Origin of the sequence: Vibrio sp. Vf1514 (assembly GCF_052076135.1) — a bacterium.
GTDB classification, from domain to species: Bacteria; Pseudomonadota; Gammaproteobacteria; order Enterobacterales; family Vibrionaceae; genus Vibrio; species Vibrio furnissii.
On record NZ_CP197267.1, the window covers coordinates 701,835 to 726,180 of the forward strand.

At 47.3% G+C, this 24,346-nt stretch carries 20 protein-coding genes, 1 other RNA gene and 2 pseudogenes; 13 read left to right on the forward strand and 10 right to left on the reverse strand.

Features of this window, described 5'->3' with window-relative positions:
• The first annotated feature begins 135 nt into the window (after positions 1-135).
• Positions 136-729, forward strand: coding sequence for an acetate uptake transporter (locus ACS18Q_RS03300; RefSeq protein ID WP_014205631.1), 594 nt, complete (start codon positions 136-138; stop codon positions 727-729).
• Positions 730-831: 102 nt separating this feature from the next.
• Here the strand turns inward: ACS18Q_RS03300 and ACS18Q_RS03305 are convergent, their stop codons facing one another.
• The gene (locus tag ACS18Q_RS03305; RefSeq protein ID WP_172561960.1) at positions 832-1,554 is read right to left on the reverse strand and encodes a winged helix-turn-helix domain-containing protein; all 723 of its coding nucleotides are present in this window, start codon (positions 1,552-1,554) and stop codon (positions 832-834) included.
• A 410-nt stretch (positions 1,555-1,964) separates the two neighbouring features.
• Here ACS18Q_RS03305 and ACS18Q_RS03310 point away from each other — a divergent pair, with 410 nt between their 5' ends.
• The 7 genes from ACS18Q_RS03310 to ACS18Q_RS03340 all read left to right on the forward strand — a co-directional run bounded on the left by ACS18Q_RS03310 (position 1,965) and on the right by ACS18Q_RS03340 (position 9,064).
• Positions 1,965-2,480 (forward strand): fimbrial protein, encoded by a 516-nt coding sequence (locus tag ACS18Q_RS03310; protein WP_441257623.1) that lies wholly within the window; start codon positions 1,965-1,967, stop codon positions 2,478-2,480.
• Positions 2,481-2,582: 102 nt separating this feature from the next.
• The gene (locus ACS18Q_RS03315; RefSeq protein ID WP_441257370.1) at positions 2,583-5,009 is read left to right on the forward strand and encodes a fimbria/pilus outer membrane usher protein; all 2,427 of its coding nucleotides are present in this window, start codon (positions 2,583-2,585) and stop codon (positions 5,007-5,009) included.
• Positions 5,010-5,023: 14 nt separating this feature from the next.
• Complete coding sequence (locus ACS18Q_RS03320) at positions 5,024-5,773, forward strand: fimbrial biogenesis chaperone (protein WP_441257371.1); 750 nt, start codon at positions 5,024-5,026, stop codon at positions 5,771-5,773.
• Between the two features lie 12 nt (positions 5,774-5,785).
• Entirely contained in the window at positions 5,786-6,829 is a 1,044-nt protein-coding gene (locus ACS18Q_RS03325; RefSeq protein WP_441257372.1) for a fimbrial protein, read from the forward strand.
• 11 nt (positions 6,830-6,840) lie between these two features.
• Positions 6,841-7,854, forward strand: a complete 1,014-nt coding sequence (locus tag ACS18Q_RS03330; protein ID WP_441257373.1) for an OmpA family protein — start codon at positions 6,841-6,843, stop codon at positions 7,852-7,854.
• A gap of 43 nt (positions 7,855-7,897) precedes the next feature.
• Positions 7,898-8,047: a hypothetical protein gene (locus ACS18Q_RS03335; RefSeq protein WP_004729296.1), complete on the forward strand. Its 150-nt coding sequence runs from the start codon at positions 7,898-7,900 to the stop codon at positions 8,045-8,047.
• A 60-nt stretch (positions 8,048-8,107) separates the two neighbouring features.
• On the forward strand, positions 8,108-9,064 hold the full coding sequence (locus ACS18Q_RS03340) for a bile acid:sodium symporter family protein (protein WP_441257374.1): 957 nt from the start codon (positions 8,108-8,110) through the stop codon (positions 9,062-9,064).
• Between the two features lie 110 nt (positions 9,065-9,174).
• Here the strand turns inward: ACS18Q_RS03340 and ACS18Q_RS03345 are convergent.
• Positions 9,175-10,723 (reverse strand): annotated as a pseudogene (locus ACS18Q_RS03345) (alanine/glycine:cation symporter family protein).
• Positions 10,724-11,140: 417 nt separating this feature from the next.
• Here ACS18Q_RS03345 and ACS18Q_RS03350 point away from each other — a divergent pair.
• Positions 11,141-11,689 carry a fimbrial protein gene (locus tag ACS18Q_RS03350; RefSeq protein ID WP_286279930.1) on the forward strand — a complete coding sequence of 183 codons (549 nt, stop codon included), beginning with the start codon at positions 11,141-11,143 and terminating at the stop codon, positions 11,687-11,689.
• A 62-nt stretch (positions 11,690-11,751) separates the two neighbouring features.
• Here ACS18Q_RS03350 and ACS18Q_RS03355 read toward each other — a convergent pair whose 3' ends face one another.
• Entirely contained in the window at positions 11,752-13,014 is a 1,263-nt protein-coding gene (locus tag ACS18Q_RS03355; RefSeq protein ID WP_014205622.1) for a D-amino acid dehydrogenase, read from the reverse strand.
• Positions 13,015-13,199: 185 nt separating this feature from the next.
• Here ACS18Q_RS03355 and ACS18Q_RS03360 point away from each other — a divergent pair, with 185 nt between their 5' ends.
• Positions 13,200-14,090, forward strand: a complete 891-nt coding sequence (locus ACS18Q_RS03360; protein ID WP_441257375.1) for a LysR substrate-binding domain-containing protein — start codon at positions 13,200-13,202, stop codon at positions 14,088-14,090.
• Between the two features lie 130 nt (positions 14,091-14,220).
• On the opposite strand, the gene ACS18Q_RS03365 is transcribed toward ACS18Q_RS03360, so the two are convergent.
• From ACS18Q_RS03365 to parE, 3 genes and pseudogenes are all read right to left on the reverse strand, one after another.
• Positions 14,221-16,260: a TdeIII family type II restriction endonuclease gene (locus ACS18Q_RS03365; protein ID WP_441257376.1), complete on the reverse strand. Its 2,040-nt coding sequence runs from the start codon at positions 16,258-16,260 to the stop codon at positions 14,221-14,223.
• Positions 16,257-16,943, reverse strand: a complete 687-nt coding sequence (locus tag ACS18Q_RS03370) for a SinI family restriction endonuclease (protein WP_441257624.1) — start codon at positions 16,941-16,943, stop codon at positions 16,257-16,259. The genes ACS18Q_RS03365 and ACS18Q_RS03370 overlap by 4 nt, the downstream gene beginning before the upstream one ends.
• Positions 16,944-16,994: 51 nt before the next feature.
• Positions 16,995-18,869, reverse strand: a pseudogene (parE, locus tag ACS18Q_RS03375) (DNA topoisomerase IV subunit B); the annotation flags it as partial.
• Positions 18,870-18,953: 84 nt separating this feature from the next.
• Here parE and ACS18Q_RS03380 point away from each other — a divergent pair.
• The gene (locus ACS18Q_RS03380) at positions 18,954-19,745 is read left to right on the forward strand and encodes a TdeIII family type II restriction endonuclease (RefSeq protein WP_441257377.1); all 792 of its coding nucleotides are present in this window, start codon (positions 18,954-18,956) and stop codon (positions 19,743-19,745) included.
• 46 nt (positions 19,746-19,791) lie between these two features.
• Here the strand turns inward: ACS18Q_RS03380 and ACS18Q_RS03385 are convergent, their stop codons facing one another.
• Entirely contained in the window at positions 19,792-21,132 is a 1,341-nt protein-coding gene (locus tag ACS18Q_RS03385) for a DNA cytosine methyltransferase (RefSeq protein ID WP_441257378.1), read from the reverse strand.
• 142 nt (positions 21,133-21,274) lie between these two features.
• Here ACS18Q_RS03385 and ACS18Q_RS03390 point away from each other — a divergent pair, with 142 nt between their 5' ends.
• Both ACS18Q_RS03390 and ACS18Q_RS03395 read left to right on the forward strand, forming a co-directional pair.
• Positions 21,275-21,985 (forward strand): Eco47II family restriction endonuclease, encoded by a 711-nt coding sequence (locus tag ACS18Q_RS03390; protein WP_441257379.1) that lies wholly within the window; start codon positions 21,275-21,277, stop codon positions 21,983-21,985.
• A complete protein-coding gene (locus ACS18Q_RS03395) occupies positions 21,975-22,358 on the forward strand; it encodes a MazG nucleotide pyrophosphohydrolase domain-containing protein (RefSeq protein ID WP_140083128.1) in 384 nt (127 codons plus the stop codon). Before ACS18Q_RS03390 ends, ACS18Q_RS03395 begins: the two co-directional genes overlap by 11 nt.
• Here ACS18Q_RS03395 and ACS18Q_RS03400 read toward each other — a convergent pair.
• The 3 genes from ACS18Q_RS03400 to ssrA all read right to left on the reverse strand — a co-directional run bounded on the left by ACS18Q_RS03400 (position 22,355) and on the right by ssrA (position 24,293).
• On the reverse strand, positions 22,355-22,633 hold the full coding sequence (locus ACS18Q_RS03400; protein WP_193250996.1) for a helix-turn-helix domain-containing protein: 279 nt from the start codon (positions 22,631-22,633) through the stop codon (positions 22,355-22,357). The genes ACS18Q_RS03395 and ACS18Q_RS03400 overlap by 4 nt on opposite strands.
• 117 nt (positions 22,634-22,750) lie before the next feature.
• Positions 22,751-23,476, reverse strand: coding sequence for a DUF3581 domain-containing protein (locus ACS18Q_RS03405; RefSeq protein ID WP_441257380.1), 726 nt, complete (start codon positions 23,474-23,476; stop codon positions 22,751-22,753).
• Positions 23,477-23,926: 450 nt separating this feature from the next.
• Positions 23,927-24,293, reverse strand: a transfer-messenger RNA (tmRNA) gene (ssrA, locus tag ACS18Q_RS03410).
• Positions 24,294-24,346: the final 53 nt, after the last annotated feature.

The window sequence follows — 24,346 nt, forward strand, 5'->3', positions numbered from 1 at the left end:
GCGTTATCTATCGTTCGGGCTTATGGCGTTGTTGTTTTGGTAATCTTAGATCTCATTTTTGAGTCCTATACTTTTATTTATGCGTGATTAAAATCCGCGCGTATTTTTTATCAACACTTTTGTAAGGTAACTTGAATGTCTACTAAATTAGCCAACCCTGCGCCGCTTGGTCTCATGGGTTTCGGTATGACGACTATTCTGCTGAATATTCACAACGCAGGTTTCTTCCCAATCGATTCGATGATTCTTGCGATGGGTATTTTCTACGGCGGTTTGAGCCAAGTGATTGTAGGCATCATGTGCTTTAAGCGCGGTGATACATTCGGTACAACGGCGTTTACTTCTTACGGTCTGTTCTGGCTGACGCTGGTTGGCCTGTTGGTGATGCCAAAAATGGGTCTGCCAGCAAGTCCTGCACCGTTCATGGGTTGGTACCTCGCATTGTGGGGCATCTTCACAGGCTTCATGTTTATCGGTTCACTGTGCTACCCAGTGGCAAAACAAGTGGTGTTCGGTTCACTGACCATCCTGTTTGCACTGCTAGCGATTCGTGATTTTACTGGTAGCGAATTCATCGGCATGATCGCAGGTTTCGAAGGCATCTTCTGTGGCGCAAGCGCAGTATACTTCGCGATGGCGCAAGTGATTAACAACGAGTACGGCCGCGTGGTTCTACCAATCGGTGAGAAGAAAAAAGCGGCTCCGGTTGCACAAGAAATCGCTGCGTAATTAAACGTATCAGGAAAAGGCTGGCCAGGTGCCAGCCTTTTTTGTACCCCAATTGAACTTTAAGTGGCCCACCTCCGAGCATGCGGTTTGAGCGTGGAGACGTTATTCCTGGATCGGGATGGCGGATTCATCTTTAAACAGGCAAATGGTGCGCGCCGAGCCACTGACTTCCATCGCCTTTCCCTTGGTATTGTTAAAGCAGTAAATGGTTTTACTCTCCCCATCAATCGACTGCGTCTTTTCAACATATTCCCGTTCGTCGTCATCAAATAACAGACTCAGTTCATCGCTCAATAGATTAGAGATTCGATGCCCTGATGGGCTGATCGTCAGATAAGCCACAGCGCCAATCATGGATGAAAAAGAGAGCGCACTCACCAGCAGTAACTTTTTACGATACTCGTGATGAGGCTTGGTGATAGGGGGGCGGGGCTTTTTGGGGCGGTTAGTGGCGTGCTTTCGTTTGGTCTCCGTCACGATTTTGTAGCCAATTTTAGGCAGGGTTTCGATTTGAACGACCTGCTTTAAACAACTGTGATTGATTTGCTTTCTAAGGCGAGAGATACACTGATTGAGGCTGTTTTCATCCACCAATAACCCTCGGTTGCCCCAGATGGCATGAAGCAGGGTTTTGCGCATCACAAATGTGTTCTGATATTCGAGCAAGGTGCACAGTGCGACGCACTCATTGTAACTGATCAGGTATCGTTCCCCATCGGTGGAGAAGATGCTGAATTGCTCAGGCAAAAATACACTTCCATCGCTGAACTCGTACTGACATATGTTGAAAGTCGGCTGATATATATAGCCTTCAAACTCTTTCATTATAATCCCTTGTTATCTATGTATGGAAAGGTTTGGTCTATTTGAATGTCACAGAATTAAATATTGTTATCCACAGCATTCGCATGGATTCTATTTATATTTTCTTGTTTTTGCATATTACATGTCATTAATTTATGTTTTTTTATATGAATCACTGTGAAAAAGGGTGTTTCATTGGGTTGATTGTCCGTTTCTTGTTGTAATTCATTCGCTGCGTTTGTTGCGGCTTTTGTGTCGTATGACGCTATCAGTCATGAGCGTAGTTTAATAAACAATGAGTTCCATTGAATTGATCAATGAATAATGAATGAATTGATTAATTGAGTGGGTTAATGATTATTTAAAATAGATAGAAATAATATTTATAACGGAGTTAATTCATGCTTTTTAAAACGAAAAGAAACCTGTTAATGGTCGCCACAGCATCGGTTTCAATGGTTGGTGCGACGTTGTCTGCGCCTGCGCTTGCAGACAACGCCACCAACGTTTATTTCAAGGGAGAAATTGTGGAGGCGGCTTGTGGTTTGGCACCTGACAGCATCGATCAAACCATCGAATTGGGTCAGCACCCAACGCACATTTTTAAAGCGAAAGGCGACCGTTCAACACCGGTATCGTTCAACATCAAGTTGACGGATTGTGATACCACCATCTCCAAAACGGCGAGCTTTACCTTCCTATCGAACCAAGATACCACCGGCAAACTGTTTAGCGTGGAAGGCGGCGCCACCGGTATCGGCGTGCGTATTCTGCACAATGGCAAACCGGTCGATAACGGCGCAGTTGCGGCGAGCAACACCCTGCTAGATGGCACCAACATTGCGTCGTTCTCGGCTGCGTATGAAGCGAACGTCGATGTCACGGCTAATCCGGTGACCGCCGGTAATGCGGAATCGTGGGCGCTGCTTCGCGTGAGCTACCAATAATAAGATTGCCACAGCTTCGGGCGGCGCTCGAGGCTGTGTACCTGCCGTTTAATCTGGATATTCCCAATGCGCTTAGAGTTAACAATTATGCTCTTGGGCAGTATGACTATTGCTTCATTTTCTACATCGGGTGCTGAATTTAATAGCCATTTTATTAAATCATCCAGTGTGGTCGATCTGAGTAAATTTAATCAAGCGAACTATATTCCAGATGGAATATATCAGTTCGATATTTTCTTTAATCAGGATTATCTCTATACCGAAAGAATATCCGTTGTCTCTGAACAGGTGTGTGTGACCCAAGCAATGATTGAACGTATGCCACTTAATTCACTTGGTTTGGGAAAATATTTGTCGACATTCATGCCTGAAAATAAGGAATGTTATCAGCTCTCACAAGTGGCATTTTCAAATATTCAGACCGATTTAACCAAAGGTCGAATGGATATTACCTTGCCGCAGGAATATTTGGCGGAAGAATATAAAAATGGTTTTGTGAATTCAAATCTATGGAACGACGGCATCGGCGGTGTGTTCTTTGATTATCACTCCAATTATTTTGCCACCAAACAAAATCAGGACAGCGATTGGTTTGATGACTGGACGACCTTTGGCGTGGTCGGTGTCAACGCGGGGCCTGTGCGTTTGCGTGCCAATTATCAGCAATCGTCGCAAACCCGAGGCGAGCTCACCTCATACTACGGCTACCTGCCATTGCGCCACATAAAATCCAAATTGAGTTTTGGCAACACCGCGTTTGGTTCGGAGATCTACGCGTCGTTTCGCATGAATGGTGTGCGGCTGCAAAGTGACGATCAGATGTTGCCCGCTTACCTGCGTGGCTACTCGCCGGTGATTTCCGGAACCGTTGAAGCCCCTGCGGTCATTACTCTTTCTCAGCAAGGGCGCGTGCTGAAAGTGGTCAATGTAAATCCCGGCCCGTATGTGATTGACGATCTGTCGCAGTCGAGCCAAGGCGAAATCGATGTCGAAATTCGGCTGGCAGATGGCAGTGTGCAGCGGTATCAGGTTAACGGCGCATCGGTGCAGTATTTGACGCGCCCCGGGCACATTCGTTACAGCCTGTCGGCTGGCGCGCCGGATCGCGACATCTATGCACATCGGCCCGGCTTCGTCTCGGCGGAAGGTTCGTATGGCCTGAATAACCAATGGTCGCTGTTTGGCGGCACGTTACTCTCCAGCGACTATCAGGTTTACACCCTCGGTTCTGGGGTGAACTTTGGCAGCATGGGGGCGCTGTCTGCGGATGTGTCGTTTGCCAACACTGAATTGCCGGATGGTGAATCGTTATCGGGCACCTCGATCGGCGTGAGTTACAACAACACACTCACCGATTGGGGATTGGGGATGCGCGTTGCGGGCTATCGCTTTTCTCAGGAGAAATTCTACGAGTTCGATGAGTACCTGCACAGCTTTGATGCGCGAAATCAGGCTTTGTTGTATCAGGCCAACAATAACAAGAAAGATGAACAGTACATCACGCTGACGCAAAGCATCGCCAACACCAATTTGTTTTTCTCGTACAACGCGCGCAATTACTGGGATTCGCGCCGCAGCTCGGAACGCTACGACCTTACCGTATCGCAACCGTTGTCGGTCAATGGGTTGATGTTTTATCTCAATGCCAACGTGTATCGCGCGCAGAGTCGTCACGTCAGTTACAGCGACACTCAAGGTTGGCAAAGCACCGACGCCAGTCAGGATGAGAACGGGTGGTCGGTGGGGATTTCCATTCCCCTTGGCAACAGCCACACCGTGTCGATGCAGTCGCGCCACACGGGCGATCGTTACGCGCAAACCCTGTCTTATGCGGGGCGTGATAATGCGCGCAATGCCAACTATCGCCTCGCATTTGATGAGTATGAAGGCGAGTCGGTTGGCGTGAGCGGCAACTATCAGCGCAACTTTGCGTATGTCTCGACGTCGCTCGGCGGCAGCGTACAAAGTGATGCGTACAAGCAGGTCAACGCCAGTGCGTCCGGCACGGTATTGATGACTCAACATGGCTTGGCTTACAGCAATTTAACGGCCGGAGACACACGCCTGCTACTCGACACCAGCGTGCCTGATGTGACGATTCAAGGCACGGGCAAACAGGAATCGAATGCGTTTGGTTTAGCGTTGGTCAACGGGATCACGCCGTATCAAAAAAGCCAGAACACGGTCGATTACAAGGCGCTGCCGAAACACGTTGAGGTGCTGGATTCAGTCAAAAGCGTGGTGCTGACGGAAGGGGCGATCGGCTATCAGTCGGTTCGTGCTCGTCAGGGCGAAAGCTTTTTGGCGCGCTTGGTCTCGCGTGAACCCATTCCGTTTGGCGCATCGGTGATCGACGAACGCAATCAAGAAGAGGTCGGCCTCGTCGGCACGGCGCAAGCGGTTTATCTCTCTGGCGTTAATCAAGAGAGCGAATTGATGGTGATTTGGGGGCAAGGCCAATCCTGTCGCATCGCAATGGAAACTTCACAACACGGTGAGCGTTCGATTCGCTTACTGAACTGTCATTAAATGTTTGAGGCGATATGAAAACACATCTCACTTGGGCCGCGCTGCTTTGGAGCGTGTTGGCTGCCAGTGCGCACGCGGCGTTAGCGCTCGATCGCACGCGGATCATTTTTCCGCAGCAGAGCGCATTGGAAACCGTGCGGGTGAAAAATCCGGCTGAACAGCCGTACTTGTCACAGGCTTGGATCAGTGATGAACAGGGCAATGAAATACTTGAACCGTTTATGGTCGTGCCGCCGCTGGTGCGCATTAACAGCGACGATTATGCCGTATTGCGGATTGAAAAAGTGTCGGGGCTGGATGAATTGCCAAGCGATCGCGAAAGCGTGTTCTATTTCCACGTGCGTGAAGTGCCACCGAAAGAGATGGCGTCAAGCGCGCAGAGCCGAGTGGGGCAAACCGGCGGCTCGATTCAGTTTGCCATTGAATCGGTCATCAAACTGTTTTATCGCCCGGCCGCGCTGAGTCAAATCAAGAACATCGATTTGGCGCAGGCCAAAGCGACCTCGATAGAGATGGTGCAGGAGGAGATCTGGCTGGAAAACAACTCACCGTTTTATGCCACTTACTTTTCGATCACCGACAACCAATCGAACCCGGTCAAAGGGTTTGAGTCGATCATGCTAAAACCGTTCAGCCGCGAAAAACTAACCATGGCGGTGAAGGGGGAATACTTCATCACTCACATCAACGATTACGGCGCGCTGATCACCAATCGATATCAATGCGGCAATCAGCGGTGTCAGTTTGTTGATCGTGTGAAATAGGAGTGTTGTGACATGCAAGCGATTCGCGTGGTTCTACTTTTCATGTTTGCCTTGGGATGCTCTTTGGGTGGGTCGTCGGCATGGGCGCTTGCCTGTTATAGCAGCGATGCAGGCGGCGTCTTTGGCGGCAGCGGGCCTGGCGGTTCGAGCCGGTTTTATATCGACCCATCGGCGTCGGTGCCGGAGAGTGCGCCCAATGATCAAATCGTGTGGCGCGGCGCGACTCAGACCGTCAGCATCACCTGTTACAAAGACGCGTCCAATCACCCAACGTTGAAAAAGAATGATGAGCAAGTCTATTTCTGGCCGGGCAAAACGGGCGACATCGGTGTGCCGGATATTCCGGGGATCAAAATCGGTTTTCGTTATCAGGGCATGGATATTTACGGAGCCAAAACGCCCGTCAGCGGCTTTGTGGTTGAGCGGTGTAAAACGGGCGAATCAAACTCGGCGTGTGAGGCGCGCACCCAGATCACCAAAGTGATCACCTTTCAACCGATCATCGTGACCGCATCGGGAACATTTACGGGCTACAGCTCGGCGTTGAACATTTTTCAGGTCGATGGCGAGAAGGGCTACAACAACCGTTACGCCAACTATTTCAGTGTGATTGAAAACATGGATGTGTTGCAGCCATCCAAATGCGAGGTCGAAATTGAACTGCAAAATGACGATATCGACTTTGGCTTGTTGACCGAAAATGATGTGCGCAACAGCGTCACTCAGCCACTGAATATTGTGGTGCGCAATGTCAAATATGGCTCGGATTGTCAGGCCGTGAAGCTGCGCGGCTATTTCAGCAACATTCGCGATACGGGCAACAACCAATACGTGCCGGTGTTTGGTTCGGATGGTCAGCCGATGCAGGGAGTGGCGATTCGAATTGAAGATCAGAACGGTCAACCAGTCGAACTCAATGAGCCGATTGGTGCTGGGTTTGAAATTGAACAAATCGGCTATGAACGTTACCGCGCGGTGTTGTATGCGCGTGATGCCAATGCCATCGACAAGGGCAGCTTTGAGGGCATGGTGGTGTATTCCGTGTCTTACTTGTAGGAAGGAACAGGATGAGCAAAACATTTTTTGTGTGGATGACCATCATCACGGTGCTGGTCTCCTACAGCTTACTGGCCGCCGAAGCAGCCCATGAGTCTTGGGATCGATCGGGGGTGTATTTTTTTGCCGGTGGCGGGAAAGCCGAACTGCGCGGCAGCGATGTGGCCGCGAGCGACAACATCACGCAGCTGCGCTATGGGGTTGGATATGCCTTTCCGTCGCTGAGCACTGAAATTGGCTATCGCGATTATTCAGATGGCAAAGACTTGACCGTTCGAGGTTGGGACGTGGTGGCGAGCCAAACCCTGTTGCAATGGCAAGCACTGGGCCTTCGCGCTGGAGTGGGCGGTTATGTGTATCACTCACAGACCGACAATGCCCTCTATGACAGCAACACGCGCTTTACCGGCGTGGCGCCCATGCTCACGGTGGGCGGGGATTACCAGTTGCATGAAAATATTGACGTGCGGGTGCAGTATGAGCGCGTGTTCAATCTGGCGTTGGTGAGTCCGATGTACGATCGTAAAACGCATGCCGATCTCGACCAAATTAGTCTTTCGGTGGTGGTCAAACCTTGGGCGAGCAACACCTATGCGGCGCCGATCCTCACGCCGCGCCCAGTAGAAGTTGTCGCTGAGGTGCCGCCACCCCTTGTCGAACCGGAGGAATTACGTTTTGAACACGTCTGGGCCAGTGATGATTATGTGTACAACTCATATCAGCTGACGCCTGCGGTGAAAGCGCAGTTAAATACGATCATCGCCGCGCTGGTGACGCAGCCCGATTATGTGATTCATATTACGGGCGGCGCGGATTCACGCATGGCGTATCGTCGCTATAACCACCAATTGGCGCTGCGCCGAGCGCAAGCAGCGCAAACTTACCTCATGCAACACGGCGTCAAGCCCGCGCAGATTGTGGTGGCGGCATCGCTGACCCATCTGGCGCAAGGAGAGGCAGACAATCCGGCCGCGCGCAAAGTGACTATCGATGTGCGCCGCTCCGCCGAGGTGTCCTCCCGTTAATCAAACCTCGTGATGCTTAGCGCCCACGTGACGCATGGAGCAAATGCGTCACGTGAAGGCGTGCCCCAGCAACGACTGGTTTCGTACTGACGTTGCTGACCGCTTTGCTGCCCACGTTGATGCCTATTGGGGCGTAAAACAAGATAAGTCCTTAATGAAAAACAGGTTGTTTCAAGACAAAGAGCTGAGTTAGCTTAGTTGGTGATATTTCACACACTATAAAAAACACAACACACAACAGGAATGTATAACCATGTTAAGGACAATTACTCAGCTGTTTCCGCTGTGGGCGGTGCTGTTCTCCGTCTGCGCCTACGTATTTCCCGCGACCTTCGTGTCGCTGAAAAGCCAGATCGTGCCGCTCCTGACCATCATTATGCTGGCCATGGGGCTGACGTTACGACCGAAAGACTTTCTCAATGTGGTCGCCAATAAAAAAGCGATTGGCATTGGCCTTGTGCTGCAATTCTCGGTGATGCCGCTTGCGGCGTTGCTGATCAGCGTGCTGCTCGGCTTCGACCCGATGCTGACCATCGGCATGGTGCTGGTGGGCAGTGTGGCAGGGGGCACGTCATCGAACGTGATGTGTTATCTCGCCAAAGGCGATGTGGCGCTCTCGATCACCATGACGTCGATTTCAACCTTATTGGGCGTGGCGCTCACGCCGTTGTTGGTGGAATTACTCGCGGGTCAAAGCGTGGATGTGCCAGCGCTCAGCATGCTGATGAGCTTGGTGAAAATTGTGCTCGTGCCGGTTGGTGTGGGGTTGCTGCTGAATGTCTTCTTGCATAGCGTGACGGAAAAGCTGGAGCCGATTTTGCCCTTGGTCTCCATGGTGGCGATTGTGCTGATCATTGCGATTGTGGTGGCGTTGAATGCCGAGCAATTGACCACTATTGGGCCGATTGTTGCGGTGGCGGTTATTTTGCACAATAGCATTGGCCTCGCTGCCGGTTACGCGATCTGCCGCGCTTTAGGGTTCCATGAGAGCATTTGCCGCACAGTGGCGTTTGAAGTGGGCCTACAAAACTCCGGTTTAGCGACGGCGCTGGCGATGAAATTCTTTACGTCCGCTTCTGCGGTTGCCGGCACCATTTTCTCGATTTGGCACAACTTGTCAGGCTCGTTATTGGCGGGATATTGGGCCAAGCGTCCGTTAGACCATCGCGCAGGGGCGACATCCTCCGTGAGCACATCAGACACTCAATAAGTGCGCTCATCATCAACTCGAGCCGTGTAAACAGTCACGAGCCGGAAAAGAAAAGGGCCAACATTGTTGGCCCTTTGGTTTGGTGTTATCCACTGCTTTTTTCTAAGTTATTAGGTTGAAGGCTGCTCAACAGTTTGAGTGTCTTCCACCTCAGCGCTCGGTTCTTTGCCGGTTTTGCGCTTGTACTTCTCTTCCCAGTACGTGGCGTTTTTAATGCCCAGTTTCACCGGGTTGAAAATGTATTCGCTCACGCCTTGTTTTTGCTGATCTTCATAATCTTTCAGCGCCGCCATGGTGGGTTTCGCCATAAAGAAGATGATCAGAATACCCACGATGTTCAGCCAAGCCATCAGGCCAACACCGACGTCACCCATGGCCCACGCAAGGTTTGCGGTTTTAACTGTGCCGTAGAACACGGCCGCCATGATCGCCAGTTTCAGGATGAACATCAGGCCGTCCACTTTGAAGGTACGACGGATGTAAGCAATGTTGGTTTCTGCGATGTAGTAGTACGCCAGAATCGTGGTAAAGGCGAAGAAGAACAGCGCAAAAGCGACGAAGGGTTTACCCACGCCAGGTAGCGCACTTTCAATCGCCATTTGGGTAAACACTGGGCCGTTGGCGCTGATGTCTGCGGCGATGTTTTGCACCAAGAATGCACCTTCTGCGCCGCCGTGTACGTTGTACGCACCGGTGATCAGAATCATAAACGCGGTTGCAGAACAGACCAGCAGCGTATCGATGTAGATCGAGAACGACTGAACCAGACCTTGCTGAGCAGGGTGCTCAACACTGGCCGCCGCTGCTGCGTGTGGGCCGTTCCCCCTGGCCCGCTTCGTTGGAGTACACACCACGTTTTACACCCCAGCCGATGGCTGCACCGATCCCCGCCATTGGCGTGAATGCGTCACCCACGATCATGGCGAAGATGCGTGGCACTTCACCGATGTTGAGCAGAATGATCACGAATGCGGTGATCACGTACGCCAGCGCCATGAATGGCACCACGATTTGCGTGAAGTTAGCGATTCGTTTCACACCACCAAAGATGATGAAACCCAACAAGATAGAGACAACCGTACCAGTAAAGATTTTTGCGAAACTGTAAGTACCGATCCCGGTATCAATCATTGGGCCTGCACCAAATGCGGCTTCCACGGCGTTGCCGATACTGTTCGACTGTACACCCGGCAGGAGCACGCCACATGCGAAGATGGTCGCGATCGCGAAAATCCAAGCGTACCATTTCTGACCCATCGCTTTTTCGATGTAGTATGCCGGGCCGCCGCGGAATTCGCCGTCGTCTTCTTCTTTATAAATCTGTGCCAGTGTCGATTCTGCGTATGCGGTTGCTGCGCCAAAGAAGGCGACCACCCACATCCAGAAGATGGCGCCTGGGCCACCAAAGCCGATCGCTGCTGCAACGCCAGCGATGTTACCTGTCCCCACACGGCCTGACAGTGAGACGGCTAGGGCTTGAAACGATGAAATCCCTTTGGATGAGCTTTTGCCAGATAGCAGCAAGCGCCACATTTCAAAGAAATGACGGACCTGAACGAAACGGGTCAAAATGGAATAAAACAAACCGGCACCCAAGCAAAGGTAAATCAATACCGGGCTCCAGATAATTCCATTTAGAAAATCAACAAATGACTGCATGAGTATTTTCCCTGTTTAAAGATAGTTGTGTTTGTTTTGCGTTCAACATATTAATCTTTTTGTAACTCAAATGTTAATTGATTTGTCTGGTAATGCGCAGGAGCGTGATATGGAACACAAAACTCTGGAGGAATGTTAAATTTTGGCTGGCTTTATTAGCATTTGATTAATTAGTGAGCGTTTTGTGTCTTATCGCATTGAGTACGTAAACAATACGTCTAGGTATGAATAACTATTCGTTATAAAGTGCTGTGCTGAAAGCGGGGTAAAGATTAGATGATTGTTCTGATTAAAAATTAAACAGCATTCAAATGCGGAGTTCGATCCGCTTCCCAAACTCTGAAGCGAAGATTGTATTGTGGAAAAATCTCACCTAAATTTGATGTAAGGCTTTGATTCTTTTAATGGAGTAACATTATGTTGATTCAAATAAACAAAAGTCTTTTGCGTGTGGTGGCCCCATCGTTATTCACGGCTTTGGGTGTCTTTTCTTCCTCTTCAGTGCTTGCCGACAACGTCACCAAAGTCTATTTCACAGGCGAGATTGTTGAATCGGCGTGCGGCCTCGCTTCCGACAGCGTTCATCAAACCGTTCAATTGGGCCAATACCCAACCCATGTGTTTAAAGCCAAAGGTGATCGCACGCAGCCCGTGCCGTTCACGATCCGTCTCACCGATTGCGATACCAATATTGCCCAGATCGCCAGCTTTACCTTTTATGCCAACCCAGATAGCAGCGGTAAGCTATTTCAGGTCGATGGCGGCGCTCAGGGCATCGGGGTGCGCCTTTTCTACAATCATCAGCCGCTGGATAATGGTGCTGTCGCGACCATGAAAACACTGGCCGATGGCGAGAACGTCACGCACTTTGCCGCCGCCTATGAAGCCAACACGGATGTGATCACCTCGCCCGTCACGGTCGGTCGCGCGCAATCTTGGGCGCTGCTGAAAGTGGCTTATCAATAAAACCACCGCGCCAGCATGAGTGCATCACGCTGGCGCAGTTTGTTGCGTTCAAACGTGCTCTGTTAAGAGGCGTTTTGATAGCGGAACACGTTCAGGCCGCTGGTGTCGATCTCCGCTTTGCCGCGGGTCATGATGTCTGCCAGCAGATGCGCGGAACCACAAGCCATGGTCCAACCCAGCGTCCCGTGACCAGTGTTGGTGAACAGGTTATCGAACTGCGTCGCGCCGATGATGGGCGTGCCATCAGGTGTCATCGGGCGGAAGCCAGTCCAGAATTGCGCTTGGTCGAAATCGCCCCCTTGTGGGAATAGATCGCGCACCACCATTTCAATCGTCTCTTTACGTGCAGTTGGAATCGATGGGTCAAAGCCCGCCAGCTCTGCAGTGCCCGCCACACGAATGCGGTCATCAAAGCGGGTCAGCGCCACTTTGTATGTTTCATCCATGACGGTCGATTGTGGTGACAGCTCTGGATTCACGATTGGCACAGTCAGTGAGTAACCTTTCACGGGGTAAACCGGAATATCAATGCCCAGCGGTTTCAGCATCGCTGTGGAGAAGCTGCCCAGCGCCACCACGTACGCATCGGCTTTCAGTAGGCCTTTATCGGTTTGGACACCGACGATCTTTTTGCCTTCCGTCGCCAGCGATTTGATTTGGGTATCGAACTCAAAACGCACACCGTGAGCTTTCGCCAGTTCCGTCATTTGCTGACAGAACAGGTAGCAGTCGCCCGTTTCATCATCCGGCAGGTACAAGCCGCCCACCAGTTTGTCTTTCACTGGGGCCAAGCCCGGCTCCTGCGCGATACATGAGTCGACGTTCATCAATTCAAAACGTACGCCGCTCTCTTCCAGCAAACGCATGTCTTTTTCAATCGAGACCAGCTGCTTTTCATCACGGAACACTTGCAGCGTGCCTTGCTGACGACCCTGATATTGCACGTTGTGCTCTTTGTTCAGTTGGGTCAGACACGCACGGCTGTGGTTGGCAATCGCCAGCATGCGCGCTTTGTTGACTTGGTAGCGCGACAGTTGGCAGTTGGCCAGCATTTGCGTCATCCAACCCAGCAATTTGGGATCCAGCGACGGTTTAATTTTCAGGGGCGCGTGTTTTTCAAACAGCCATTTGACCGCTTTTTGCGGAATGCCTGGCGCCGCCCATGGAGAAGAGTAGCCGTAAGAGATCTGTCCGGCGTTGGCGAAACTGGTTTCTTCAGCGCTGCGCGGCTGTCGGTCGACGACCGTGACGCTGTGTCCTGCCTGAGACAAGTACCATGCTGAAGTGAGGCCGACCACACCACTACCTAATACGATAACTTCCATAACGACTTCCTATGACAAAGGCTGTTGATTGCTTAAAGCGACTGACTGTTTTATGAAGCCGCGATATCAATAGGGCGACTTCTTGTTTGTGGGGAGTAGTTTCTTTGCTTTACCTTTTCTTAACAATCGATAATATTTATCACCAGTGTTTAGTTTTTCTATAAGCAAGCGGTATTAAGCAAGCCATGTTAAAAAGCCACAATGTCTCCGCGTTACATACCTTTATGCAGGTCGCGCAGCACCCGAGTTTCAGTAGTGCAGCGAAAGCACTGCACCTGACTACGGGGGCGATTAGCCAGCAATTGTTGCAATTGGAAGGGCAACTAGGTTTTAGTCTGTTTGAACGACATTCACGAGGCGTACGTTTAACCGAAGCGGGGCAGACGCTGCTCACGGTGTTGCAACGTAGCTTTCAGGAAATTGATTCAGCAATACAAAGCCTTAGCCAGCGTGACAATCGCAAAGAGATTCGCCTCAAGCTGACGCCTTCGCTGGCCTTCAAATGGTTAGTGCCGCGCTTGGATGATTTCTATCGCCATAACCCGGACATTCAGATTCAAATGTTTGCCGAAGGCGCGCTGGTGGACAGTGACCGCCGAGATTTCGATCTTGCAATTGACTACGGCCCGCTGCCATACCCCAAATCAAATGCAGAAATGTTGATGGAAGAATCGTTGCTGCCGGTGATGAGCCCGGCTTATCTGGCAGCGCACCCGCAATTAAGCCATGCCGCTGGCTGGCAGGATGTGGTGTTGCTGCACGATGCCATGCCGTGGGCCAAAGCGCCACGCGATTTTGAATGGTTGTACTGGGCATCCGAGATGGGCTTGGAACTCGCGACCCAGCGCGGCCATTTCTTCAACCGTACCGACATGGCGATGTCTGCCGCCGAAGCGGGCGTGGGTATTGCCATGGCACGTATGGCGCTTATCACCAACGAACTCGACAGCGGCAAACTGGTCACGCCATTTAACCCCATCTCCGCCAACGCTGGTTATTTCCTCATCACCCACACCGCCAACGACACCACCCGCATCTTCCGCGATTGGCTGAAAGCGCAGATTGAGGGCGGGTAAATCATATCACATCATCTGCGTCAACCTGATGCTTCACACGTTCTTTAGATGCGATTAGTTCGGTGCTAAACCATTATTAGGTTTTCACTTGTAAATTAATGGCGTAGCGGTGGTCGTGTCGTAGTGGCTCTTATCTTTTTAAAGCCTCATCAAGTTTATTTTTAACTTTTTCGGTTACCTCTGTGTTGAGTGATTTGAATACTTCCTGAATTCTATTGGAATTATATTTTCCTGCAGAAACCAGTTCCCATAACTCATCTTCAACGAGTAAGTCTGCTCTATCATAACAGTCCGAGAATCGAGAATAATCTCCACTTTCAGGGTTGTAAGGTATAGCTATATAGGTTTGAACTTTAGCGTCAGGTTTCACGCTTAACCGCATAGCTGTCCAGGTTAGGAGTTTTCGTTTCATTGTTCTAAACTCCTTTTTATTTGGCTTGACAGTAGTAATATCTATATATATTTCAGTGCCATCAGGAGTTGTAATAAAAACATCAGCAGTGCTATCAGGGTGCTCTTTTTCAGTTCCTGTTCCCGCTAGTTCAGCTATCTTTTTTAATTCTTCTTCTCTATTCGGAACGTAGCCTTTGAGATCTAACGTGTCTTGTAAGTATTCATTAACTTCTCGACTTACTTCTCCGAGGATTTTATGCTGGCGAGCTACTTTATAACCAGCTTCTTTCGCCAATATTTCACATACTTGTTCATAGAAACTCATACCAAAGGTGGTACTTAATGAGTGCGATACTTTTGCAATCAAAGTTGTTTCGAGTCCCATTAGATTTAGGAAGTACGGGCTAACATCACCGTTTAATATGTCGCTGAGCTTATCGCTGATTCGTGAGTCTAGGTTTAAGATTTTTTCTAATTGAACTTTTACTTTTTCATCCAATGGGGTCATTGTATTTTTACCTTCTATATCATTGAGTAACTGAACCAAAGAATGTCCAAGAGCACGAGCCATATTTACAGGTATTGCATTGCCAATCTGTTTGTAAGCCGCATTCTTTGACCCTTTGAACTCCCAGTTATCTGGGAAAGTCTGGATACGAGCATATTCGCGTACTTGCAACGGACGTGTCTCAAGAGGGTGGCAACGTTCAGTTTGTTTTTGTGCCGGAGATGTGGTCAACGTCAGGCTTGGCTCATCCAGAGATAAGCGTCTTGCCATCCCGGTTTTACCACCGCCTAGGAAGTAGCTGCCACCCATGTATTCACGTTGCAGTTCATCAGAAAGATCACGCCAGTAACCGCCTTGAGGGACTTCGGCCATGATTTCTTTTTTACGCTGTGGGTAGGTTTGTCCTTCTGACTCAGGTACGTCCGTTTCATACAATTCACCGGCATAAAACGCATCACGCAACGTCATGATACGTTTATATGGTGATGGCCAATGAAACTTTACATTTTGGGCCAGATCTTTACGGATCCCCACCAAAATCAGGCGTTCACGCTTTTGTGGGACTTTGTAAAAAATGGCTTTCAGTACACGAGGTTCAACCAGTTCGTAGCCGAGTTCGTCAATCACACCTTTAATGGTTTCCAATGTTCTACCATCATCATGCGTAAACAATGCTTTTACGTTTTCCGCTAAGAAAACTTTAGGTTGCGTTTCTTTAATAGCGCGCGCCATTTCAAAGAATAGTGTCCCACGGGTATCTTCAAAACCTAAGCTTTTACCTGCATAGGAGAAAGCTTGGCATGGGAATCCTCCAGTAAGGATATCAACATCTTCCTCTATTTGAGTAAAATCCAATTTAGCAATGTCACCCTCGATGACATTCCAGTTTGGACGGTTGTGGCGTAATGTTGCACAAGCATGTTTATCCATCTCATTGAGCAAGATACTTTCTAAACCAGCCTGTTCCATACCGATGGCTAAGCCGCCACCGCCTGCAAAGAGTTCCACTAGGTTATATTTTCGTTTGGGTTTGATAGCGTGCTCTTCATCCCAAGGACTTTGTACCATAGTTTGAATCTCTGGATGATGTGCCACTTGTTGAAAAGGTATCTTTCCAGTATCTGGACAAGGCGTTAAATCTCCACGCTTGATTCTAGCGCTCAATGTCGCTTTTGATTGGGAAAGAATATCAGCGAGTACTTCCACGCTGTAATGAAATGCTTCAGTTTTACTTTGTTTGTCAAATATGTCGGGTGTTAGCTTGGTCATAGGCACTCAGGAATAAATAGTACTTTGTTGTTATTTATTACTACCCGTTTAATAAAGAGCTTAAAGTTTTCTTCTGATAGTGAATTACAGCCAGTTATATCGATCAACTGTGACCAGTATTTAGTACCATTGCTAGCATTTAATCGATGCCACTTGATGATATCTGTGCCATTTCTAACCTGTGAGCTAGAGCTGTTTTCGGTATTGTTCCTATTTTTTACTTGAAGACGTTCATTTTTATTTGATACTAGATCTGTACTTTTAACGGTTTCCCCCCAAGCCATATACCATCCATGGATAGCCAACTCCTCTGCTAAGTATTCTTCTAGAAGGTTCCCGATAGCCATTTGTGACCTTTTCAAGAGTTTACTAGCCTCATTGATAGTATTCATATTAATATCGGGTTTGATGGCATTTATAATGGTATCGTTTATGTCATCATCACATGTATTAGTTGGGTTGCCTTGGGTAACTGATTTTCTATTTTTGTATCCGTTTAGGTATTTGTTTAACCACTTATCTATATCGCTTAATGCGAGAGCATCATAATATGTTGCCGCTTTCAGCACGTACTCTAGGCCATCAGGCCTTTCGTAACTTGAGTATTTTGTACTTAAAAGATCTTTTACTTGTCTTAAATGTTCGTCCATTATTTTAGTCCCAACTGTTGGTGTGCTATACATGGAGTCATATGGCTTCTTCGTTGTGCTTGGATAGTTACTATTAGGAGTTGCGTCAGCTAAATCACCGTTATTTTGTAGCCAAGAACGACGGTCATCTGCACGCTTTTTACCTAGCAGCATGTCCATCATTTCCATGGTCGCCGTAGAGTCGTCGATCGTAAGTTGAACCAAACGACGCGTGTTCGGATCCATTGTGGTCTCGCGTAGCTGAATTGGGTTCATCTCACCCAGACCTTTGAATCGTTGCACGTTGATTTTTGCTTTCTTCTTCGACAAGCGCTCTAAAATGCCATCTTTTTCATCGTCATCAAGGGCGTAAAATACTTCTTTGCCGCAATCGATTCGATACAGAGGCGGCATCGCCACGTAGATATGACCAGCTTCAACCAGCGCACGGAAGTGACGAGTAAACAGAGCACATAGAAGGGTTGCGATGTGAAGACCATCCGAGTCCGCATCGGCAAGGATACAGATCTTACCGTAGCGAAGGCTGTCTAGGCTGTCGCTGTTAGGATCAATCCCCAAAGCCACTGAGATATCGTGTACTTCTTGAGATGCTAATACTTCGTCAGCAGAGACTTCCCAAGTATTCAAGATCTTACCACGCAGTGGCATCACGGCTTGGAACTCACGGTCACGTGCCTGTTTTGCCGATCCTCCCGCCGAGTCACCCTCCACGAAGAAGATTTCCGTGCGACTTAAGTCCTGTGCTGAACAGTCGGTCAACTTACCTGGCAGTGCCGGGCCAGAAGCCACTTTCTTACGTACGACTTTTTTCGCCGCTCTCATACGACGGTGCGCGTTAGCAATACAGACTTCTGCCAATTGCTCTGCGAGCTGAGGCTTTTCGTTCAACCAAAGACTGAACGCATCTTTGACTACGCCAGAGACAAATGCCGCGGTTTGACGAGAAGAGAGACGTTCCTTGGTCTGGCCTACAAATTGCGGGTCTTGAATCTTAACCGACAGCACGTAAGAACAGCGGTCGAAAACGTCATCACCCGTTAGCTTCACACCACGAGGTAATAGATTACGGAACTCACAGAATTCGCACATCGCTTCCAACAAGCCTTGGCGTAAACCATTAACGTGCGTACCACCTTGAGCGGTTGGGAGCAGGTTAACGTAGCTTTCGGTGATCATCTCACCGCCTTCTGGCTGCCAAATTACCGCCCAGTTTGCCGCTTCAGTATCCGCCAAGAACTCACCAGTAAATGGTTCTTCAGGAATAACTGGATAGCCTTTTACACCTTCCGCAAGATAGTCTTTAAGACCGTCTTCGTAGTACCACTTATAGTCTTTGCCATTAACTTTGTCGGTTAATGTGATTTCTAAGCCCGGACACAAAACCGCTTTTGCGCGCAGGTTGTTGACTAAGCGCGTCACAGAGAAGTTAGCCGAATCGAAGTACTTTGCATCAGGCCAGAAATGCACGCTGGTACCGCGATTGCGACGACCACATGTGCCAGTTACGGTCAGATCAGACACTTTCTCGCCGTGTTCAAATGCAATTTCATACACTTGACCATCACGACGAACTGTTACTTCAACGCGTTTTGACAACGCGTTTACTACAGATATACCTACCCCGTGCAAACCACCAGAGAATTGGTAGTTTTTGTTAGAGAACTTACCACCTGCGTGCAGCTTGCATAGGATTAACTCTACGCCTGACACTTTCTCTTCTGGGTGGATATCAACAGGCATGCCTCGACCATCATCGATCACTTCGAGTGATTGGTCAGCATGTAGGATGACTTGTACTTTTGAGGCATGTCCGGCTAGCGCTTCATCGACACTGTTGTCGATAACTTCTTGACCCAAATGGTTTGGGCGCGCTGTATCCGTATACATCCCTGGTCGGCGACGTACTGGCTCTAAGCCATTCAGTACTTCAATGGCACCAGCATTATATTGTTCAGTCATTGAAATGGGCTAACGCGTTTCGGTGATCTCAGTATATTAATATGATACTTTTACCATACCTTCTCCTTATTTACGATAAATGCAGTGTTAACTAACCAACAAATTCAAAAACTTATAGCAGATACTGTTAGCGTGAGTATCCATAACTTTTTTCAAGGGAAAGAAGTAAAAACTACGCATATGCTTGATCATATTTTTCCGAGAGAGAGGAGAATTCGCTCGCTTATTGGTGGTTTAGAGACATCAATGGGGACTACGGTCTGGGAGCCTCTTGCCAAAGCGTTTGCTGAGAGTAATGGGTTCGAAGTTCTCGATGAGAAAGCTTTCAACAGGAGGGTACCTGTAATCCCAGATAACGTAACAGAGTTTATTTCGTTGTGGGAAAAGAAAAAGCTAGAGGACAAGGAGCTGACTTTATCTAACTACTGGTTAGAGTTGAAAGAATTTGTCTCACAGAATGTCAATCGTTCTGAACTTATATTTCAGTCTATGCCGAAAGGACAAGGGGTTGATATCCTTCTTGCAAGAGAGGGGGAGCTAATTCTGTGTGATATTAAGACGACACAGATAAACGCAGGTAGTGGGCCTAAGTTTTTAAAAAATTTCTTGAATTGGTATGCCTACTTAGCACTTATGAACTGGGCTGATGATGCTGTATGTTTTTTGGCTTTCCCTTTCGATCCGCACAAAGGTAACTTTTGGAAGCGTGAGGCTGGAAAAGTATCCCCCTTAATACCAAAAGAAGAAGCATTCGTTGGCGACGAATTTTGGGATGATTTGACCGGAATACAAGGTACGACCGAAATCATTGAATCTACGTTTAAGAAGCTAGGTAGTGAGAGATTTGGGGAGAAATTTTCTTACCACTTTGAATAAATCGACTTAAAAAGGAGCTAGTTAAAGCTCCTTTTTATATTCTTAGTTATTTTTTAGTCGAGACTAAAACTTTTCGATGAATACCATTAAACCAATTTTGTTCTGCTAGTTTAACTTTGTTCAGGTTGCTTGTGTCACTAGTATCTAGCGCTTCAATATCATTCAATAACCGAACCAACGAATGCCCTAATGCCCTCGCCATGTTTACTGGCACTGCATTCCCAATCTGCTTGTAAGCCGCGTTTTTTGATCCTTTAAACTCCCAGTTGTCTGGGAAAGTCTGGATGCGAGCATATTCACGCACTTGCAATGGACGCGTCTCAAGAGGATGACAACGCTCAGTTTGCTTTTGCGCTGGGGATGTCGTCAACGTCAGGCTTGGTTCATCCAGAGATAAGCGTCTTGCCATTCCGGTTTTACCACCACCCAAAAAGTAGCTACCACCCATGTACTCACGCTGCAGTTCATCAGAAAGATCACGCCAGTAGCCCCCTTGTGGCACTTCGGCCATGATCTCTTTCTTACGCTGGGGATAGGCTTGGCCTTCCGATTCGGGCACGTCAGTGTCATACAACTCGCCAGCATAAAATGCATCACGTAACGTCATTACACGTTTGTACGGGGATGGCCAATGAAATTTTACACTTTGAGCCAGATCCTTGCGGATCCCCACTAAAATAAGGCGTTCACGCTTTTGCGGTACCTTGTAGAAGATAGCTTTCAAGACTCGTGGTTCAACTAACTCATAACCAAGCTCGTCAATCACACCTTTAATGGTTTCCAGCGTTCTACCTTCATCATGGGTAAACAGGGCTTTCACGTTTTCCGCTAAAAACACTTTGGGCTGCGTTTCCTTAATGGCTCTTGCCATCTCAAAGAACAACGTGCCGCGAGTATCTTCAAAACCTAGGCTTTTGCCTGCATAGGAGAAAGCTTGGCATGGGAATCCTCCAGTAAGGATATCAACATCTTCCTCTATTTGAGTAAAATCCACTTTAGCAATGTCACCCTCGATGACATTCCAGTTTGGACGGTTGTGGCGTAATGTTGCACAAGCATGTTTATCCATCTCATTGAGCAAGATACTTTCTAAACCAGCTTGCTCCATACCAATCGCTAGACCCCCTCCGCCAGCAAAGAGCTCCACAAGGTTATATTTGCGATGAGGTTTGATCGCGTGTTCCTCGTCCCAAGGGCTTTTCAGCATGGTCTTGATTTCGGGAAGCTCCTTAACTGCACAAAGTGGGACTTTGTTTGTTTTTGGACACTTAGTCAGTTCACCGCGATTGATTCTTGCATTGATCGTCGATTTAGATTGGGAAAGAATATCTGCTAATACTTCAATGCTGTAAGAAATATCTTGTTGTTCAGTTTGGACATCAAACATGTATGACGCTTCCAGTTGTTGTGAATTTATGTGTACAAATATACAGTATTTGAATGTGAAGGTCCACCATTTTAACTGTTTTTTTTTACATCTACTATCCCTTCAAGTTTCGATCAATAATATCTAACTATATTAGGGGTTTATGATGAAAAAATTTGATAGAAATGAGTTAAAACGAGCTATACGTGTAAGTATTAAACGAGTCTATGAAGCTCAAACAGCTGATTTAGATTTGTATCGAAACACTTTAGATTGTTTTTCTGCTGCTATTGATTCGACTGCTCAGGGGATTAGCCTGGACGATTGGATGAAACAAGAGAAAGAACGTCAAGTTCAGAAAACTAAGCAAAATGCCATAGGTTCTTTACATGAACAGGTAATGGGGTCATTACCCGGAGTCGTAAACCTAGATGTCGGTAATTTGATCGACATTGTTTGCGAAGAGAAAAAAATTATTGCTGAGATCAAAAACAAGTACAACACAACCAAGGGTAACCATAAAACTCAAGTTTATAGAGACTTAGCTTCCGCTCTAGAAGATAGGCCGGGCTATACAGGATATTATGTAGAAGTGTTACCCGTTAATGGTAAGTCCTATGACGTGCCATACACCCCGTCAGATAATCAGACTAAAAAAAGATTACCATCTCGAGAGGATATTAGAAAGATAGATGGCAATTCGTTTTACACGTTGCTAACTGAGGATAGTAATGCCTTAAAAGAAGCATACTCGTTGTTACCTGAGCTGACAGCTGAAATTATCAATGAAGAATTTGGTACAGAATTGAATTCTGAACTAGTGACCTCATCAGCAGCATTCGACTTTAATTTTGAAAAACCTTATGGAAAGTAAATCAGGGCGATTATTGGGAGAGCTTCAGAAAATAGCGGCACTTAAATCCCAACGAGATTTGAAAGGCTCTTGGTTTAAAGGTAGTTCCACCTATTTAGATGCTCTTGTAGAAGAGATTTCTGAGGTAAAAGAAGAACTGGTATCAGGCAGGCAGTGTTTTCTAGAGGATGAATTAGGAGATCTACTTTGGGACTTCGTGTGTCTAATTGAACATTTAGAATTAGAAGGTAAAGTCGACAAAGAAAGAGTTTTTCAGCGATCTGTTGATAAATATGCTGAGAGAGTGACTAACCGTTCTCCTGGCGAAACGTGGGACGATGTCAAATTACGCCAAAAGCTAGAGCTTAAAAAAGAATGCGATAGCACATCTTAATAACTAAGAGTCTCTCTAATTCGCTCTATATTTTCATTAACCCAATTTTTATCAAATGGCCCCCAAGACTCGATTTGGTAGTGGCCATTTTTTGATGCACCAACAAATGTGCATTCAATATCCAACTCTTGCAGTGCAGTAATGGTATCTTGCGCAGTTCTTCTCGGGATATTGATTTCAGCCTGAATCTTAGGAAGTGTATTGACCCCACGATCTATGAGGTATGCTAGCAATAGGCGCCGATAAAAAGATGTTTGTGTTTTGCTTATTGTCATAATTTTTCTTATTCCCTGAAAGTAAAAAAGAGCTCCAAAGAGCTCTTTTTAATGATCTCATCATCCGGGCAGGTTGAAATAGATCGGAATCACTATAATGTGTTTCGGCCTAGATATCTACGCTGCGTTCGATAATCCTTGTAGAAATGCATCTTTTCTAGCATTAAAACGTTCTACAAGATCGTCTACAGCGGTCTGCTCATAAGGTTTTAAACCTGTTGCAACCATACGTTTCTTTCCATAACCAACGTTTTGGCCATCTTCTTTGAATGCAAAGTTAAGAGTGACAATCCCTCTTTTACCCTCTACCTCAAATGTTGCTTCGGTAAAGCTAACCTCTGGGTGCTTTAGGTTTAATTTTGAAAACTCAACTTCCATGCTTTCGTAAATTACCAGCGGCCGTTGGCAATTAATCATCATTTGCTTCTCCTGCATTAGAGGAACCATGATATGTGGGAAGTTCATTCCGGAAAATTGAACGTAGTTCGTGACAACATGTTCAATAAATTCAGGATCTTTACTTACTTCTCCTTCACGAGTCATGTGAAGATACTCTTTGCCACTTTCGTCAACGACAGAACTCTGCTTATCGCACTTGTTGTTAATGCTAAGAGCTTTATTGTCTCCAACCATCCCTGAGAACTCGAAGCGCATACGCTGACTGATCCCTTCTTGACTCAGAAGAACTGCAAATAGCAAATCGCCAGGAACACAAAACCGTTTGCTATCTTCATCGTGTATTGGGTTGAAATCTCCAGCTACCTTTTTTGCAAAATGGCTTGCTTGTTGCTTTGTGAACTGGAACTGATGGTTATTAGTTGAGAAATAAGGAACGAGAAACATAGTGTGATCAATATGGCTAAAACTAGGCGAAAGTATACATTAAGATTTCAATGGGAATGGTCTATCCAGATGGGCAATTGTTTAGGTCATTAAAGTTTATAGGTACTGCCGGTAGAGTATTAGGAAGTTAGTTTGGAGCTTAAGGCCCGATTCCACCTTAAATTAGCACCGAACTAGATAAAAAGCGGAATGGGCATATGCATTGTCTTTTAATGTTCATCGCAGTTCAAGTTTTAGTGCTCATAATTTGAACTTAAGTCCTTTTGAACTAAAGCGTCATACTATATGTAATTGATAAAAATAGTATAAACTTACCAGAGGTATCTGTATTCAAATAGTATTTAAGAGCAGCTGTAGTTTTCTACATTTTGCAAGAATCTTTTGGTTTATTGATTTCTATTTATTACTGATAAGAAAAAAGACGCCCTAGGACGTCTTTAAACTATGATTTGGTGGAGCTGGCGGGAGTTGAACCCGCGTCCGAAAACCATTCATCTTTGGTACTACATGCTTAGTCGATCTTTAATTTCACCACCGTCTGCGAACCGACACGCTAACGAATGGCTAACCTGAATTAATTCTCGCGCTTCATCCCTCAGGTGGGGGAATCCACGCCAGCTTGATTGGGTTTGACCTTCCTGATTTCCCCGTCTTACAAGCGGAAGCTAGGGAGGAAGGGCTCTGAGCAGGGTATTAAGCTGCTAGTGCGTAGTTTTCGTCGTTTGCGACTATTTTTTTGCGGTTTGTTAACGAGGCCTACCGCACCTCGGCATGCACCTTAGACTTCAAAATTCCCGTCGAATCCTGAATCAGCCCCAAGGTATTGTTCGCATACTACCAGAAAAGCTTTTGCTGTCCAGCCATATGCGT

What these genes read in the sequence shown, in the direction of transcription:
- ACS18Q_RS03340 (WP_441257374.1), top strand. Translation starts at nt 8,108, where the DNA reads ATGTTAAGGACAATTACTCAGCTGTTTCCGCTGTGGGCGGTGCTGTTC.
- ACS18Q_RS03395 (WP_140083128.1), top strand. Translation starts at nt 21,975, where the DNA reads ATGGAAAGTAAATCAGGGCGATTATTGGGAGAGCTTCAGAAAATAGCG.
- ACS18Q_RS03405 (WP_441257380.1), bottom strand. Translation starts at nt 23,476, where the DNA reads ATGTTTCTCGTTCCTTATTTCTCAACTAATAACCATCAGTTCCAGTTC.
- ACS18Q_RS03400 (WP_193250996.1), bottom strand. Translation starts at nt 22,633, where the DNA reads ATGACAATAAGCAAAACACAAACATCTTTTTATCGGCGCCTATTGCTA.
- ACS18Q_RS03320 (WP_441257371.1), top strand. Translation starts at nt 5,024, where the DNA reads ATGAAAACACATCTCACTTGGGCCGCGCTGCTTTGGAGCGTGTTGGCT.
- ACS18Q_RS03335 (WP_004729296.1), top strand. Translation starts at nt 7,898, where the DNA reads ATGCGTCACGTGAAGGCGTGCCCCAGCAACGACTGGTTTCGTACTGAC.
- ACS18Q_RS03365 (WP_441257376.1), bottom strand. Translation starts at nt 16,260, where the DNA reads ATGACCAAGCTAACACCCGACATATTTGACAAACAAAGTAAAACTGAA.
- ACS18Q_RS03350 (WP_286279930.1), top strand. Translation starts at nt 11,141, where the DNA reads ATGTTGATTCAAATAAACAAAAGTCTTTTGCGTGTGGTGGCCCCATCG.
- ACS18Q_RS03385 (WP_441257378.1), bottom strand. Translation starts at nt 21,132, where the DNA reads ATGTTTGATGTCCAAACTGAACAACAAGATATTTCTTACAGCATTGAA.
- ACS18Q_RS03300 (WP_014205631.1), top strand. Translation starts at nt 136, where the DNA reads ATGTCTACTAAATTAGCCAACCCTGCGCCGCTTGGTCTCATGGGTTTC.
- ACS18Q_RS03360 (WP_441257375.1), top strand. Translation starts at nt 13,200, where the DNA reads ATGTTAAAAAGCCACAATGTCTCCGCGTTACATACCTTTATGCAGGTC.
- ACS18Q_RS03390 (WP_441257379.1), top strand. Translation starts at nt 21,275, where the DNA reads ATGATGAAAAAATTTGATAGAAATGAGTTAAAACGAGCTATACGTGTA.
- ACS18Q_RS03355 (WP_014205622.1), bottom strand. Translation starts at nt 13,014, where the DNA reads ATGGAAGTTATCGTATTAGGTAGTGGTGTGGTCGGCCTCACTTCAGCA.
- ACS18Q_RS03310 (WP_441257623.1), top strand. Translation starts at nt 1,965, where the DNA reads ATGGTCGCCACAGCATCGGTTTCAATGGTTGGTGCGACGTTGTCTGCG.
- ACS18Q_RS03305 (WP_172561960.1), bottom strand. Translation starts at nt 1,554, where the DNA reads ATGAAAGAGTTTGAAGGCTATATATATCAGCCGACTTTCAACATATGT.
- ACS18Q_RS03370 (WP_441257624.1), bottom strand. Translation starts at nt 16,943, where the DNA reads ATGTATAGCACACCAACAGTTGGGACTAAAATAATGGACGAACATTTA.
- ACS18Q_RS03325 (WP_441257372.1), top strand. Translation starts at nt 5,786, where the DNA reads ATGCAAGCGATTCGCGTGGTTCTACTTTTCATGTTTGCCTTGGGATGC.
- ACS18Q_RS03315 (WP_441257370.1), top strand. Translation starts at nt 2,583, where the DNA reads ATGACTATTGCTTCATTTTCTACATCGGGTGCTGAATTTAATAGCCAT.
- ACS18Q_RS03330 (WP_441257373.1), top strand. Translation starts at nt 6,841, where the DNA reads ATGAGCAAAACATTTTTTGTGTGGATGACCATCATCACGGTGCTGGTC.